Origin of the sequence: Shimia biformata (assembly GCF_016888515.1) — a bacterium.
Taxonomy (GTDB): domain Bacteria; phylum Pseudomonadota; class Alphaproteobacteria; order Rhodobacterales; family Rhodobacteraceae; genus Shimia_A; species Shimia_A biformata.
Window position 1 is genome coordinate 110652 of the sequence record NZ_JAFEJK010000003.1, and the last position, 15772, is coordinate 126423.

Genomic DNA, 15772 nt, shown 5'->3' on the forward strand with positions numbered 1-15772 from the left:
CGAAAAACACGTCTTTTCGGTCTTGACGCGCCCGACCCCCTGTCTTAAATCCCGCGTCACCGTGGCGGTATAGCTCAGTTGGTTAGAGCAGCGGAATCATAATCCGCGTGTCCGGGGTTCAAGTCCCTGTACCGCCACCACAGAATTCCTGAAAAGGCCCGGACCAACCGTCCGGGTCTTTTTGCTTTTCGGGAATGCCTGTGTCCTGTCGCAAATCTTTTGCTTGATTGCGGCCCGGCAAGCGTCTTTCCTGATCCGAAGGTCGACTTTGACAGGGGAACAGCGTGGCACCGCGCCGGAATGTGCTTTTCGTAGTAATTGACCAGATGCGGGCGGATTGCCTGCATGGGGCCTTGGCCGACGCGGTCGATTTGCCGAATCTCAAGGCGCTGGAACGTGACGCGGTCAGCTTCCGCAATCACTGGTCCGTGGCCAATCCCTGCGGCCCGTCGCGGGCGTCGCTTCTGACCGGGCAGTACGCGATGAACCACCGCAGCACACGCAATGGCACCCCGCTGCCACAGGACAAGCCGAATGTCGCGACCGAAGCACGCAAGGCAGGTTATCTGCCTTTGCTGTTCGGCTATACCGATATCGCGCCCGACCCGCGGGCCCATGACCCCGCCGACCCGCGCCTGACCTCCTATGAACAGGTCATTCCCGGTTTTGAGGAAGTGGTCGAGATGCGGCTCGAGGAAAGCTGGCCCTGGCGCGCGCACCTGATCGAAAAGGGCTATGACGTTCCCCCTTATCCCGACATCTTCCGGCCCAATGGCCCGCGCCCCGATGACCCCGCGCTCTATCGGGCCGAGGACAGCGACACCGCCTTCCTGACCGACAGTGTGATCCGGCACCTGAAGGCGCGGCCGGAGGGCTGGTTTGCCCATGTCACCTATATCCGCCCGCACCCGCCGCTGGTGGCGCCGGACCCCTATAACCGCATTGTCGATCCGGCCACGCTGCCCCTGCCGGAACGCGCCGGGTCGATGCAGGACGAAGGGGCAAAACATCCGTTCAACGCCTCAGCCCTTGCCAAGTCTCCCGCGTCCGGCGCGGTCGAGGGCTTTCCCGACCTTCAGCCAACGGATGAAAACATCCAGATGCTGCGTGCGATCTATCTCGGACTTGCGGTTGAGGTGGATCACCATATCGGCCGCTTGGTCGATGCCCTGAAAGAGACGGGCCAATATGACGACACGCTGATTGTCGTCACCTCCGATCACGGCGAGATGCTGGGAGATTTCCATTTCTGGGGGAAATCCAACTATCACGCCGCCGCCTATCACGTGCCGCTCATCATTCGCGACCCGGATGCAAGCGAAACCCGTGGTCAGGCGGTCTCGGTGCCGACCGAGTCCGTGGATCTTGCGCCGACGATCCTCGACTGGATGGGGCGCGCTGCGCCGGACACGATGGATGGCCACAGCCTGTTGCCGTTCCTGCAGGGCCATCTGCCCGACGGTTGGCGTCGCCACAGCTTTTCCGAGCTGGACTTCGGAGACCCGGTCGCGCCGACCCGCTGGCAAACCGATCTGGGCCTGCGCGCGGACGAGGCGGGCCTGTGCATCCTGCGCGATGGCCGGTACACTCTGGTCCATTTCAACGGCGGTCTGCCCCCGCTTCTTTTTGATGCCGATGGTGCAGGCGAAGCGGTCAATATTGCGGCACGGCCCGAGGCACAGTCCGATCTCTTGCGCCTGACACGGGCCATGCTGGATCACAGGATGCGACATGCCGAGGGTCTGTTTGCCCGTGTCATGGTCACCCCGGATGGCCTTCAGCGTGGGGATTTTTGATAAATTACAAATATTTGGTCGGTGGGTGTTGCCATCCTGCCCTGTCACACCCTTGTCACATGCACAGGTCATCACAGCGACCGAGGCACGCAGTCCGGCCTTGACGGGTTTTGCCAAAGGGGGCCAAGATCACTTCTTGCGGGACCTGATAACCGGATTGAGACCTGGCCGCTACCCGCGGCCAATTTTCTGAGCATATCCATTCACCGCCTGTGCGTCACGATCCGTGGCGTTTGGGCTTTCGGGAAAAAAACAAAATACCCGTACCAAAAACTGTTAAAAGCAACAGGAGAGAACATGAAAAGAATTCTTTTGTCGGGCGTTGCCCTGCTGGTGATACCAGCCGCGGCATCTGCCAATTGTCCCGCGATCTCGGTCGCCGACATGATGGGTGTCGCGCCGGGGGCTTTCCCGCAACAATATGATCTGGCCGAGTTCGAGGCCGCCGCTGGCTGCAAGATGGAGTTCTCGGCGAACCCCGATTCTGCCATGCTGAACAGCAAGATTGCCGGCAACGGTGACCTGCCGCCGCTGGCCGAGCGCATCCCGGCCGAGCCGCTGGTTGTCGTGCCCTATGACAGTGTCGGCACCTATGGCGGTACGCTGGACGTTCTGTCCAACGCGACCGAGGCCGGTACATCGGACTTCCTGTCCGTGCGTCACGTCAGCCTTGTGCGCTATTCCGACGACCTGCAGACCATCGTGCCCAACATCGCCAAATCGTGGGAGTGGAACGACGATTTCACCCAGCTGACGATCAAGCTGCGCAAGGGTCACAAATGGTCGGACGGGGCGCCGTTCACCTCTGCCGACATCGTGTTCTACCATGACAACATCATGCACGACACGAACATCTTCGAAACGCCCAAGGACTATATCACCGTCGCGGGCGAGGCGATGACGGTCGAGGCACCGGATGATACCACCGTCATTTTCAACCTGCCTGCGCCGAAGCCGGGCCTGATCGCCCACTTTGCCACGCATTATTCACAGCCCTTCCTGCCCAAGCATTTCCTGGGTCAGTTCCACCCCGCGATCAACGCGGACGCGGACAGCTATGCGCAGTCGCTGGGATTCGAAAACGGCTATGACGCGATCAAGGCGTATTACGGCAACTCGGACTGGACCGACACGCCGACGCCAATGCTCTCGAAACCCGACCTTGTTGCCGGTCTGCCCAAGCACACCTACCCGACGCTGGAAAGCCATATCTACGTCACCGACACCACGGATGGGCGGCACCTGGTTGCCAACCCCTATTTCCATCAGGTTGACGTCACCGGCCAGCAGCTGCCTTACATCTCTGAGCAGGACGAGGTCTATATCAACGATAACGAAGTCCGTCTGCTGAAGATCGTGAACGGCGAAGTTGACTACAAGTCGCAGTCGCTGCAACTGGCGTCCGCGCCGATCCTTCTGGAGAACCAGGAAAAGGGCGGCTATGTCGTCGACCTGCGGCCTGAAATCACCATGGGTGCCTTCGGCTTCAACGTCACGCATGAGGACGAGGCCAAGCGCGCCGTCTTTGGCGACCTGCGCTTCCGCGAGGCGATGTCGATCGCCATCAACCGCGAGGAACTGAACGAGGTCGGCTTCTTCGGGCAAGGCGTGCCGCAGCAATACATCGGCTTCTCGCCCAAGCCCGACGGGGTCAACGGCGACTGGATGACCTACATGACCGAGTTTGATCCCGCTGGCGCAAACGCCCGTCTGGACGATCTTGGCATGAAGGACACCGATGGCGACGGCATCCGCGAACTGCCCAACGGCGACAAGCTGGTTCTGAACCTGAACTTCTCGACCCAGGGCATCGCCGGACAGACCGTCGAACTGGTGGCCCAGTTCTGGCGCGATGTCGGCATCGACTCGGTGGTTAAAGAGGTGACCCCGGATGAGTACCGCTCGGCGCAGTCGGCCAACAAGCTGGACGTGTCGATGTGGCGCAAAGGCCAGCCGCTGGCCATCGTGCTTGGTAACAACGAACTGTGGGTGCCGCCGTTCGAGAACTATTTTGGCAACCGCAACGGCATGCTGTGGGCTGAATGGGTTGAATCCGGCGGGTCCGCCGGGGTTGAGCCGCCGGAATACGTCAAGGCTCTGATGGCGGACATCAATTCGCTGCAATCGGCGGATCAGTCCAGCCCGGAATTCGCGGCCCTGACCGAGAGCATGGTGAAGAACATGACCGAGAACCTTCTGTTCATCGGCACCGTGAACGCGCCTGCGCCGATGATCCACCGGACCGCGCTGAAGAACTTCCACCAGTTCCAGACGCATTCCTACGAGTACTATCGGACCTATCCGTATCGCGCGACCCAGTGGTATCTGGACGAGTGATCGGACCCCGATCCCGAAACAACGGTGCAGGCGGGGATTTCTCCGCCTGCATTTCCCAACAAAAACAAGTCACCGCAGTCCTGAACCGGGAACAAGCGCGTGAGGGGGAAACAGGGATATGCTGAGTTTCGCGCGTTTTGTGCTGGTGCGGGCTGTCATGGCGATGATCACGCTGGTCATCGTGTCCCTTGTCGTGTTCTCGCTGATGGAACTGGTGCCCGGCGACTGTGCCGAACGGTATCTGGCCTTCAAGAACACCCAAGGGTCCGGCATTTCGGTGGCCGACATCGAGGCCGAACGTCAACGCCTTGGTCTTGATAAACCTTTCCTGCAACGATGGGGCACGTGGATCGTCAACGCCTTCCAGGGCGAGTTCGGCGACAGCTGTATCCTGCGGGTGAACATCGCCCAGCTTCTGGGCTCGAAATTCTGGCTGTCGCTGGGGGTCTGTCTGGCCTCGCTTGCGCTGGCCTATCTGATCGCGATCCCGGTCGGGATCATCTCGGCGGCGTCGAACAACGCTTTCCTCAACAACTCTCTGCGGCTGGTCAGCTATCTGGGCCTTGCCATGCCGAACTTCCTTCTGGCGCTCCTGATCATGCTGGTCTCGACCATATGGTTCGGCGAAACTCTGACCGGGCTCTTTTCCAAGGAATTTCGCGATGCCCCATGGGGCTGGCCGAAGTTCGTCGACCTCATCAAACATGCCTGGCTGCCGATCTTCATCCTCGGCTGGTCGGCGACCGCTTTTGCACTTCAGACCGTGCGCGCCTTGATGTCGGACGAGATCGGCAAGCTTTACGTCACCGCGGCGGCGGCGCGCGGCGTGCATGGGCGGCGGCTGTTGTGGCGCTACCCGGCGAAACATGCGCTGGGGCCGATCATCAACTCGCTCGGGTTCGATCTGAACCGCATTTTCAACGAATTGCCCATCGTGGCGCTGATCCTGACCCTGACCGAGGCCGGGGCACTTCTGATCGAAGCCCTTGCGCGCTCGAATGACCAGCAGCTCGCGGGCGCGATCATCTTCCTTCTCACCGCGTCCATCGTGACGCTCAACTTCGTGACTGACGTGGCGCTGGCGATCATCGACCCGCGCGTGCGCAAGTCCATCATGAGGTAGGCGCGATGACAGACCAGACAACCGACCTGACCCTGCAGGACCAGAAATCGAAAGAGGCCTATTTCACCGCCTCGCAGCGGCAACTGATCTGGGCGCGGTTCAAGAAACAGCGCGCTGCCATGATTGCCGCGATGGTACTTGTGGTGCTGATCGTCTCGGGCATTTTTGCGCCCTTCCTGTCGCCCTATGACCCGACCATTGCGGGGCGCGACAAGGACTATACCAACGGCGCGCCGCAGATCCCGCAGTTCTGCGACAAGAACGGCTGCACGATCCGGCCTTTCATCCACGCGGTCGAACGGGAACGGTCGATGGCGACGAACTTCCGTTGGGTGACCAAGATCAACGAGGACAAGCGCATCCACCTGACCTTCTTGCCCAAGGGGGACAGCTACAAGTTGTTCGGTTTCATCCCCGGCTCGCGGCATCTGTTTGGTGCCGAAGAGGGCAAGATCCACCTGTTTGGCACCGATGAGGACGGTCAGGACATTTTCAGCCGTACGCTTCATGCGATCTGGACCTCGCTCAAGGTCGGCTCGATCGGGGTGTTCATCGCCTTTGTGCTGGCCCTGATTATCGGAGGGGTTGCCGGCTATTACGGCGGCTGGATCGACGGTGTGATCCAGATGGTCACGGACGCGGTCCGAACCGTGCCTGCCATCCCGCTCTTCATGGCGGTCGCGGCCTTCATGCCACCCGAAATGACGGCCGAGGCACGGTTCTTCTACATATCCCTGATCCTTGGGCTGATCGGCTGGCCGACGCTGGCACGGCGGGTCAGGACGCATCTCCTGACCGAGCGAAATCAGGAATACGTGCTGGCCGCACAGCTTTGTGGCGCATCTTCAAGCCACGTGATCCGCCGCCACCTGCTGCCCTCGTTCACCAGCTACATCATCGTCGATCTGGTGATTTCTTTCCCCTACATGGTGCTGTCGGAAACCGCGCTGTCCTTCATCGGGCTGGGCCTCAAAGACCCGGTATCGTCGCTTGGCGTGATGCTGCAAAAGGCAACCAGCGCCGACGTGATGCTGAACTACCAGTGGTATTTCATCCCCGTCATCTTCTTCATCGCGCTCGTGATGGCCTTCGTCTTTGTCGGCGATGGTCTGCGCGACGCCGCCGACCCCTATTCGGATACCAATAAATGAGCCTGATCGACGTCGAAAACCTGACCCTGCAATTCAGGACGGACGAGGGGCTGATCACCGCCGTCGACAACGTGTCCTTTTCCCTGAACAAGGGCGAGGTGATGGGGCTTGTCGGCGAAAGCGGCTCGGGTAAGTCGGTCACGGCGAAATCGCTGATGCACCTGAATGCCCGCAATGCGGTCTATTCCCCTGAAAGCAGGATAACCCTGCACAGTGACGCCGGCCCGGTGGACGTGCTGTCGCTGAAGAAACCCGCCGACCTGCAGATCGTGCGGGGCGGGGCGATCTCGATGATCTTCCAGGAACCGATGGCCAGTTTCGCCCCCGCGATCACCATCGGCAAGCAGATGGTCGAGCAGTTGCAGCTGCATTCGGACATGTCCAAATCGCAGGCCAAGGCGCTGTCGGTCGAGATGCTGGACCGCGTCGGTATTTCGGATGCCGCAAAGCGGTTCGACCAATATGCCTTCGAGCTTTCGGGCGGCATGCGCCAGCGCGCGATGATCGCCATGGCCCTGTCGACCAAACCCAAGTTGTTGATCGCGGACGAACCGACAACCGCGCTGGATGTGACCATTCAGGCGCAGGTGATCGACCTGATGAAGGACCTCGTGGATGAATTCCACATGGGCATCATCTTCATCACCCACGACCTTGGCGTCGTGGCCCAGACCGCCGACAAGGTGGCGGTGATGTATCTTGGCCGGCTGGTCGAGGAAGGCCCGGTCCGCGAGGTCATCCGCAACCCGAAACACCCCTATACCCAGGGTCTCTTGGCGGCACTGCCCAAGCTCGACGACCTCGACGCGCCGCTGACGCCCGTGCCCGGCGACATCCCGTCGCCCTTGGAACGGCCTTCGGGCTGCGTCTTTCACACCCGTTGCGCGCAAATCGTCGGCGATGTGTGCCGTGCGCAACTGCCTGTCGCCGATCAGGTCGATGACACCCACAGTGTCGCCTGCCACATCTATTCCGGGGGGGCGGCATGACTGACGAAACACTGATCCGCGCCGATGGCCTGTCTGTTGGCTTCAAAATCGGCGGCGGGCTGTTCAACAGCCACATCCTGAAGGCCGTCGACGGCGTCAATATCGACATCGCGCGCGGGTCCTTCTTCGGGCTGGTTGGCGAAAGCGGCTCCGGTAAGACCACGCTTGGGCGGGCGCTTCTGAAGGCGGTGCCGATCTCGGACGGGACAGCGTCTTATGACGATGGCGAAGTCAGTTATGACCTGACCACCCTGCAGGGACCGGACCTGAAAGACTATCGCAAGCGCGCGCAACTGATCTTCCAGGATCCCTATGCCGCGCTTTCGCCGCGCATGACCGTGCGCGACATCATCGCCGAACCGCTTGAGGTGATGGGCCTGACCAGGACCCGCGAAGAAACCGACCAGCGTGTGCGCGAGATCGCGGCCAAGTGCCGGTTGAACCTCGAACACCTGCGCCGCTTCCCGCATGCCTTTTCCGGCGGCCAGCGTCAGCGCATCTCGATCGCGCGCGCGCTGGTCTCGGGGCCGAAATTCATCGTCGCGGATGAAAGCGTCGCGGCGCTGGATGTGTCGATTCAGGCGGATGTTCTGAACCTGTTGAAGGAATTGCAGCGCGATCTTGGCATCACCTTCCTGTTCATCAGCCATGACCTCAGCGTGGTGGCCCATACCTGCGATCATGTCGCCGTGATGTATCTGGGACGGCTGGTGGAAACGGCCCCGACGCGAAAGCTGTTCACGGCCCCGCGTCACCCCTATACCAAGGCGCTGTTTTCGGCGATTCCGTCGCTTGACCCCGATGACCGGGGCCGGGCGCAGAAGCTGACCGGAGAGATCCCGTCGCCCACGAACCAGCCGCCGGGCTGCAAGTTCCACACCCGCTGCCCGAACGCGATCGACATCTGTAAAGTGCAGGAACCGGCACTGGAAAACCCCGGCGACGGGCACGAGGTCGCCTGCCATCGCTGGCGCGAACTGCTGGAGCAGGTGCCGGGATGACGCGCGGGCACTTGTGCTTCGAGCGCGGGTGCATATCTTCTGGGGACGCAAACGGGAGGGAGCGCGCCAATGCACATGAATGACAGCCGCGAAATCGCGGCACCCGTGGGGGATGTCTGGGACGCGCTTCTCAGCGCCGAGATGCTGGCGGTCTGCGTCCCCGGCGCGCAAGAAGTGACCGGCACCGCCGCCGAGGGGTTCGAGGCGACCGTGGTCCAAAAGGTCGGCCCGGTGAAGGCGACCTTCAAGGGCAACGTGGCGCTCAGCGATCTTGTCGAACACGAAAGCCTGACGTTGACGGGCGAAGGCAAGGGCGGTGCCGCAGGGTTTGCCAAGGGCGAAGCAAAGGTGGCCCTGTCCCCGACCGACACCGGCACATTGCTGGAATACGAGGTCGACGCCAAGGTCGGCGGCAAGCTGGCGCAACTGGGCAGCCGCCTGATCGACGGTTTTGCCAAGAAGATGGCCGACCAGTTTTTCCAGAATCTGCAAACGGCGCTGGAAGGCTCGCCTGACGAAGGGGATGCCGAGACCCCGGCCGACGCCGACCCGGAGCAGAAGAAAAAGGGCTGGATCAAACGGCTTACGGGGCGCGGCGGGGACAGCTGACCCTGCGCGGGCGCACAGGCGCCTCTCTTGTCATCACAGATTTCATCCGCTTGGCGTGCTGATAGGGTCGCGCGGCGAAACAGGGATTTTTCCATGACATCCATTGTCCAGATCAAGGACCTGAAAAAGGTCTATGAAGGTGGCTTCGAGGCGCTGAAAGGTGTGACCCTCGATATCGAAGAGGGCGAAATCCTTGCCCTTCTGGGACCGAACGGCGCGGGCAAGACGACGCTGATTTCTACCGTGTGCGGTATCACCAACCCGTCCTCGGGCAGCGTGTCTGTGGGAGGGCACGACGTCGTCACCGGGTTTCGCGGCGCGCGCCGCCTGATCGGTCTGGTGCCGCAGGAAATCAACCTTGAACCTTTCCTAAAGGTCTGGGACAGCGTCGCCTTTTCGCGCGGGCTGTTCGGCAAGGGCCGCGACGACGCCTATCTGGAAAAGATCCTGAAACAGCTGTCGCTCTGGGACAAACGCAATGCCCGCGTGATGGAACTGTCGGGCGGCATGAAACGCCGGGTGCTGATCGCCAAGGCGCTCAGCCACGAACCCCGCATCCTGTTCCTTGACGAGCCCACCGCCGGGGTTGATGTCGAATTGCGCAAGGAAATGTGGGACGTGGTCGCCGAGCTGAAGGCCTCCGGCGTCACCATAATCCTGACCACCCATTACATCGAAGAAGCCGAGGCCATCGCCGACCGCATCGGCGTCATCACCAAGGGCGAACTCCTGCTGGTCGAGGACAAGACATCGCTGATCAAGCGGCTGGGCCAGAAACAGCTGAAGATCGAGCTGTCCGATCCCTGTGACGCCATCCCCGAGGCGCTGTCGGCCTATGCGCTTGACCGTGTCGATGACGGGCATGCGCTGATCTATACCTATGACACCCAGGCCGAACGCACCGGCATCACCCAGCTTCTGTCGGACCTCGCCAAGACGGGTCTCCACATGAGCGACCTGCAAACCATGCAATCCAGCCTTGAGGACATCTTCGTCGGTCTGGTGAAGGAGGACGCGGCATGAACCTCTCCGCAGTCTGGGCTATCTACTATTCCGAAATGGCGCGGTTTTTCCGCACTCTGGCGCAAAGCTTCATATCTCCGGTGATCTCGACTTCGCTTTACTTCGTGGTCTTCGGCTCTGCTATCGGCAGCCGCATCGATCAGGTCGAAGGCGTCAGCTATGGCGCCTTCATCGTGCCGGGGCTGATCATGCTGTCGGTGATGACCCAAAGCCTGTCGAACGCATCTTTCGGCATCTACTTCCCGAAATTCATCGGCACGATCTATGAGCTTCTGTCCGCGCCGATCAACTATTTCGAGATCGTTCTGGGGTATGTCGGCGCGGCGGCGACGAAATCCCTGTTCATCGGGTTGGTGATCCTTGGCACCGCGTCCTTCTTTGTCGATCTCCAGATCCAGCACCCGATCTGGATGCTGGCCTTCCTCGTGATGACCTGCATCAGCTTTGCGCTGTTTGGCTTCATCATCGGCATCTGGGCGCAGAATTTCGAACAGTTGCAGCTGATCCCGCTTCTGGTGGTCACGCCGCTGGTGTTCCTCGGCGGGTCGTTCTACTCGATCTCGATGCTGCCTGCCGCGTGGCAGACCATCGCCATGGCCAACCCGGTGGTCTACCTGATCTCGGGGTTCCGCTGGTCTTTCTTTGGCCTTGCAGACGTGCCGGTGGCCGTCAGCCTGATGGCGATCGGCGGTTTCATGGTGCTATGCCTTGGCCTGATCTGGTGGATCTTCCGCACCGGCTGGCGCATCCGAAGCTGATCCCCGCCGTTCACGGGCGTTGATATTTCTGCCACGTTACGTCTTTGTGGGGGGACATGCCTTGTTTGTCCCCCTCCGGGCTTCTACATCCGAAGCCATGAAACGCTGGATCCCCTTCCTGAAATCCCGGCCCACGGTCGCCGTTCTGCGCCTGCAAGGTGTGATCGGTGCGGGGGGGCGCGGCAGCATCGACGACCGCCGGCTTGCGCCGCTTGTTGAAAAAGCCTTCTCCAAGGGGAAACCCGCTGCTGTCGCGCTTGAGATCAACTCGCCCGGTGGCAGCCCGGTGCAATCCTCGCTGGTCGGGGCGCGCATTCGGCGTCTGGCCGAGGAAAAGAACGTCCCCGTGATCGCCTTTGTCGAGGATGTCGCCGCATCGGGCGGCTATTGGCTGGCGGCATCTGCGGATGAGATCTTTGCCGATGAAAGCTCGGTCGTCGGCTCGATCGGCGTCATCTCGGCCAGTTTCGGCGCGCATGTGTTCCTGACCCGTCAGGGGCTGGAACGGCGCGTCCACACCGCAGGCAAATCGAAATCCATGCTCGACCCCTTCCAGCCGGAAAAGGAAGAGGATGTCGTGCGGCTGAAATCCATGCTGGAACAAATCCACGCCAATTTCATCGCCCATGTGAAAGCGCGCCGCGGTCCGAAACTGGACACCGTGCCCGAGATGTTCACCGGCGAGGTCTGGATCGGCCGCAAGGCCGCCGAGATCGGGCTGATCGACGGCATCGCCCATCTGGTGCCGGAAATGCAGAAACGCTTTGGCAAGGACGTGCGCTTCCGCCGCTATGGAATGCGCAAACCGGTCTGGCAGAGGTTCGGGGCGACATTGGCGCAGGATGCGCTGGTCAGCATCGAAGAGCGCGCAGAATTCGCGCGGTTCGGGTGTTGATATGATCCTGAAGGTCGTTGTCCTCTTCCTGATCGGCATGGGCGTGCTGGCGATGTTCGGCAAGCTCAGCTTTCCCGGCCAGAAACGGCTGAGTTCGGCAAAATGCCCGTCCTGCGGGCGCTACCGCATCGGGCGCGGGCCCTGTGCCTGTGGCAGGAAGGGCTGACCACGATGATGTCTTGGTTTCTTGTTGGCCTTGGCCTTGTGATCCTGCTGCTGGCCGGTGACGCGCTGGTGCGCGGCGCGGTCAATCTGTCGCTGCGCCTCGGGGTGCCCGCGCTGATCGTCAGCCTGACAATCGTCGCCTTCGGGACGTCGGCGCCGGAACTTCTGATCTCGATCCAGGCCATCCTGGATAACGCGCCGGGCATCGCCATCGGCAACGTGGTCGGGTCCAACACCGCCAATATCCTGCTTGTTCTGGGCCTGCCGGCGATCTTCTCCACCCTGCACACAAGCCATTGCGACAGCCGCAAGACCTATGTGTACATGGTCTTTGCGACCTTGCTGTTCATCGCCCTGTCAATGGATGGCATCTATACGTGGCGCAGCGGGATATTCCTGCTGATTGGTCTTGGCCTGGTGCTGGCGGATTCAGTGCGCGACGCCCATGCCCATCGCAAAGCCTGCGCAAACCCTGCTGGTGCGACCGAGAACCCGGACGAGATCGAAGGCGCCGACCCGGACATGCCCTGGTGGCAGATCATCGTCTTCCTGATCCTTGGCCTTGCCGGTCTGCCCCTTGGTGCCGAACTCCTTGTCGAAAACGCCGAGATCATCGCGCTCTCCTATGGTGTCAGCGAGGCGGTGATCGGCCTGACCCTTGTCGCGCTGGGCACCTCACTGCCAGAGCTTGCCACCACGATGATGGCCGCGCTGCGTCGTCAGGCGGATGTGGCGCTGGGCAATGTCATCGGCTCGAACATGTTCAACCTTCTGGCCATCATCGGTGTCGCCACCTTCGTTGGCCCGATCCCCGTGCCGTATGAATTCCTGGTCTTTGACCTGTGGGTCATGCTGGGCGCGTCGATCCTGATCGTGCCGTTTGTATTCTTCGGCAGGGACATCAACCGTTTGTGGGGGCTGGCCTTGACCGCGCTGTATATCCTCTATGTTGTTGTCGTGTTGAGCTGACAACAAGGAGATCCCGATGCGCGCAATGGTGACCGGTGCGGGCAAGCGCCTTGGCCGCGCGATGGCGCTTTATCTTGCGCGGCGCGGCCATGATGTCGCCGTGCATTATGCGACCTCCGAAGCAGATGCCGAAGCCGTCGCACAGGACATCCGGGCGCTGGGGCGGCGCGCGGTCACAGTGCAGGCCGACCTCTTGTCCGAAGGCGATGCGCAGGGCCTGTTGCCGCGTGCCAGCGACGCGCTGGGTGGGCCGATTACCTGCCTGGTCAACAACGCCTCGATCTTCGAGCATGACACGCTGAAAACCGCGACGCGCAGATCGTGGGACCGCCATATCGAAAGCAACCTGCGCGCGCCCTACGTTTTGACCCAGGCGATGGCGGCACAGGGGCTGACCGCGACACCGGACGAGAATGGCGAACCCGTCGCCGCGGGGCTGATCGTCAACATGATCGACCAGCGGGTCCACCGCCTTACGCCTGAGTTCTCGACCTATACGATTGCAAAGATGGGACTTTGGGCGCTGACCCGGACCGCCGCACAGGGACTGGCTCCGCATCTGCGTGTCAATGCCATCGGACCCGGTCCCACTTTGCCCGGTCACCGCCAGACAGCCGAACAGTTTGCCGCCCAACGCGCCGCAACCGTGCTGGGCCGGGGGGCTGGGCCGGATGACATCACGGCGGCGCTGGGCTACCTGCTGGACGCCCCGGCGGTGACCGGTCAGATGGTCTGCATCGACGGCGGGCAACACCTGTCCTGGCAGACCCCGGACGTAGTGGGGGTAGAGTAAACCTGACTTCGGTTTGCAAGTTTTGCACTGGGGGCAGTGCAGTTACAAAAGTGTTACAAAAACACTAATGTTTTCAATAATTTGCGTGGCGCACAAAATAATACTGTTTAAAAACAACGAGTTAAAAACCTGCTCAAAAAATAGGCAAAGTAACGAAACCCGCCGAAAACAAGCGAAATTTCCAATTCGTCGAAGTTTGTCCATAGAGTTATCCACAGCTTTCGTGGATGTCTTTACCCTTGCGTGAGACGCGCGAAGATTGCAGCGAGGGGGAAAGAATCATATCTCGTCAATATGACCAGTTCTGACGCCACGCCCCAGACGGGCCATGCCCGCATCCACGCCTATCTCAAGACCCTTGACGGCTCCCCCGGCGTCTATCGGATGCTGGATGCGCAGGCGCGGGTTCTCTATGTCGGCAAGGCGCGAAACCTGCGGGCGCGGGTGTCGAACTATGCCCGTCCGCAGGGGCATTCGGCCCGCATTTCGAGGATGATCTCGGAAACCGCGTCGATGATGTTCCTCACCACCAAGACCGAGACCGAGGCGCTTCTGCTTGAACAGAACCTGATCAAGCAGCTGAAACCGCGCTACAACGTCCTGCTGCGCGACGACAAGAGCTTTCCCAACATCCTCGTCAGCGCCGAACACGCCTTTCCCCAGATCAAGAAGCATCGCGGCGCCAAGAAGGAAAAGGGCGCCTATTACGGCCCCTTCGCCAGCGCCGGCGCGGTGAACCGGACGCTGAACCAGTTGCAAAAGGCATTCCTGCTGCGCAACTGCTCGGACGCGCAGTTCGAAAGCCGCACGCGTCCCTGCCTTCTCTATCAGATCAAGCGTTGCTCGGCCCCATGCGTGGGTCTGATCTCGGAAGCCGACTATGCCGCGTCGGTGGCTGATGCCGAACGCTTCCTGTCCGGGCGCTCGACCCAGGTGCAGGAAAGCCTTGCAATCGAGATGCAGCAGGCGTCCGACGCCATGGAATTTGAACGCGCCGCCGCGCTGCGCGACCGCATCAAGGCGCTGACATCGGTGCAGACCGCGCAGGGCATCAACCCGCGCGGCGTGCGAGAGGCCGACGTGATCGGGCTGCATCTGGAAAACGGGCAGGCCTGTGTGCAGGTCTTTTTCATCCGCGCCAACCAGAACTGGGGCAACCGCGACTATTACCCGCGCGTCGGGGCCGATATCGAGGCCGCAGAGGTGCTTGAGGCTTTCATCGGCCAGTTCTACGACACCAAGGATCCGCCCCGTCAGCTGATCCTGTCCCATGCCATCGAAAACGCCGACCTTATGGCCGAGGCGCTGACCCAGAAGCTGGGAAAACGGGTCGATATTCTTGTGCCCCAGCGCGGCGAGAAGGCGGAACTGGTCATCAGCGCCACCCGCAACGCCCGCGAAAGCCTCGCCCGCAAAATGTCGGAAACCGCGACGCAGGCCAAACTGCTGCGCGGCATCGCCGAGGCGTTCGACCTCGACGCCCCGCCTCAGCGGATCGAGGTCTATGACAACAGCCACATCCAAGGGGCTCACGCGGTTGGCGCGATGATTGTCGCCGGGCCGGACGGGTTCATGAAGAACGCCTATCGCAAGTTCAACATCAAGGGTGTCGACCTGACACCGGGCGACGATTTCGGCATGATGAAAGAGGTCCTGTCCCGCCGCTTCAAACGCCTGATCAAGGAAGACCCGGATCGGGAAAACGGCATGTGGCCCGACCTGCTGCTGATCGACGGCGGTGCCGGGCAGGTCAGTGCGGTGGCGGAAATCATGGCCGAATACGGGGTCGAGGACATCCCCATGGTCGGTGTCGCCAAGGGCGTCGACCGCGACCACGGCAAGGAAGAGTTCCACCGGGTTGGCAAGATGCCTTTCGCCCTGCGCCGCAACGACCCGGTCTTATACTTCATCCAGCGCCTCCGGGACGAGGCGCACCGTTTCGCCATCGGCACCCACCGCGCCAAGCGGTCAAAGGCCGTCGGCGCGACCCCGCTCGATGACGTGCCGGGTGTCGGCGCGACCCGCAAACGCGCGCTTCTGGCGCATTTCGGCTCGGCCAAGGCGGTCAGCCGCGCCAACCTTGCCGATCTCAAGGCGGTCGATGGAATCTCGGGGACATTGGCGGAAACCATTTACGATTTCTTCCACGAAAAGGGCTAGGGC

Annotated in this window: 14 protein-coding genes and 1 tRNA gene; all 15 read left to right on the plus strand. The window is 61.3% G+C overall.

What is annotated here, in order from left to right; genetic code table 11:
* Positions 1-63 precede the first annotated feature (63 nt).
* The 15 genes from JQ863_RS17510 to uvrC all read left to right on the plus strand — a co-directional run bounded on the left by JQ863_RS17510 (position 64) and on the right by uvrC (position 15769).
* Positions 64-140, plus strand: a tRNA-Met gene (locus JQ863_RS17510).
* Between the two features lie 162 nt (positions 141-302).
* A complete protein-coding gene (locus tag JQ863_RS17515) occupies positions 303-1796 on the plus strand; it encodes an alkaline phosphatase family protein (RefSeq protein ID WP_338055537.1) in 1494 nt (497 codons plus the stop codon).
* 297 nt (positions 1797-2093) lie between these two features.
* Positions 2094-4133 carry an ABC transporter substrate-binding protein gene (locus tag JQ863_RS17520; protein WP_204115638.1) on the plus strand — a complete coding sequence of 680 codons (2040 nt, stop codon included), beginning with the start codon at positions 2094-2096 and terminating at the stop codon, positions 4131-4133.
* A gap of 118 nt (positions 4134-4251) precedes the next feature.
* Positions 4252-5256: an ABC transporter permease gene (locus JQ863_RS17525; protein WP_204115639.1), complete on the plus strand. Its 1005-nt coding sequence runs from the start codon at positions 4252-4254 to the stop codon at positions 5254-5256.
* A 5-nt stretch (positions 5257-5261) separates the two neighbouring features.
* Positions 5262-6407: an ABC transporter permease gene (locus JQ863_RS17530; RefSeq protein ID WP_204115640.1), complete on the plus strand. Its 1146-nt coding sequence runs from the start codon at positions 5262-5264 to the stop codon at positions 6405-6407.
* Positions 6404-7396 carry an ABC transporter ATP-binding protein gene (locus JQ863_RS17535; protein ID WP_204115641.1) on the plus strand — a complete coding sequence of 331 codons (993 nt, stop codon included), beginning with the start codon at positions 6404-6406 and terminating at the stop codon, positions 7394-7396. Before JQ863_RS17530 ends, JQ863_RS17535 begins: the two co-directional genes overlap by 4 nt.
* Positions 7393-8397, plus strand: a complete 1005-nt coding sequence (locus JQ863_RS17540) for an ABC transporter ATP-binding protein (protein ID WP_204115642.1) — start codon at positions 7393-7395, stop codon at positions 8395-8397. Before JQ863_RS17535 ends, JQ863_RS17540 begins: the two co-directional genes overlap by 4 nt.
* A gap of 69 nt (positions 8398-8466) precedes the next feature.
* A complete protein-coding gene (locus JQ863_RS17545; RefSeq protein WP_204115643.1) occupies positions 8467-9006 on the plus strand; it encodes an SRPBCC family protein in 540 nt (179 codons plus the stop codon).
* A gap of 93 nt (positions 9007-9099) precedes the next feature.
* Entirely contained in the window at positions 9100-10029 is a 930-nt protein-coding gene (locus JQ863_RS17550; RefSeq protein ID WP_204115644.1) for an ABC transporter ATP-binding protein, read from the plus strand.
* Positions 10026-10787, plus strand: coding sequence for an ABC transporter permease (locus JQ863_RS17555; RefSeq protein ID WP_204115645.1), 762 nt, complete (start codon positions 10026-10028; stop codon positions 10785-10787). Before JQ863_RS17550 ends, JQ863_RS17555 begins: the two co-directional genes overlap by 4 nt.
* A 97-nt stretch (positions 10788-10884) precedes the next feature.
* Entirely contained in the window at positions 10885-11682 is a 798-nt protein-coding gene (locus JQ863_RS17560) for a S49 family peptidase (RefSeq protein WP_204115646.1), read from the plus strand.
* Between the two features lies 1 nt (position 11683).
* Positions 11684-11848 carry a hypothetical protein gene (locus JQ863_RS17565; RefSeq protein WP_204115647.1) on the plus strand — a complete coding sequence of 55 codons (165 nt, stop codon included), beginning with the start codon at positions 11684-11686 and terminating at the stop codon, positions 11846-11848.
* Between the two features lie 5 nt (positions 11849-11853).
* Complete coding sequence (locus tag JQ863_RS17570) at positions 11854-12816, plus strand: calcium/sodium antiporter (RefSeq protein ID WP_204115648.1); 963 nt, start codon at positions 11854-11856, stop codon at positions 12814-12816.
* Between the two features lie 16 nt (positions 12817-12832).
* Positions 12833-13609: an SDR family oxidoreductase gene (locus JQ863_RS17575; protein WP_204115649.1), complete on the plus strand. Its 777-nt coding sequence runs from the start codon at positions 12833-12835 to the stop codon at positions 13607-13609.
* A 294-nt stretch (positions 13610-13903) separates the two neighbouring features.
* A complete protein-coding gene (gene uvrC / locus JQ863_RS17580; RefSeq protein ID WP_204115650.1) occupies positions 13904-15769 on the plus strand; it encodes an excinuclease ABC subunit UvrC in 1866 nt (621 codons plus the stop codon).
* The last annotated feature ends 3 nt before the right edge of the window (positions 15770-15772 follow it).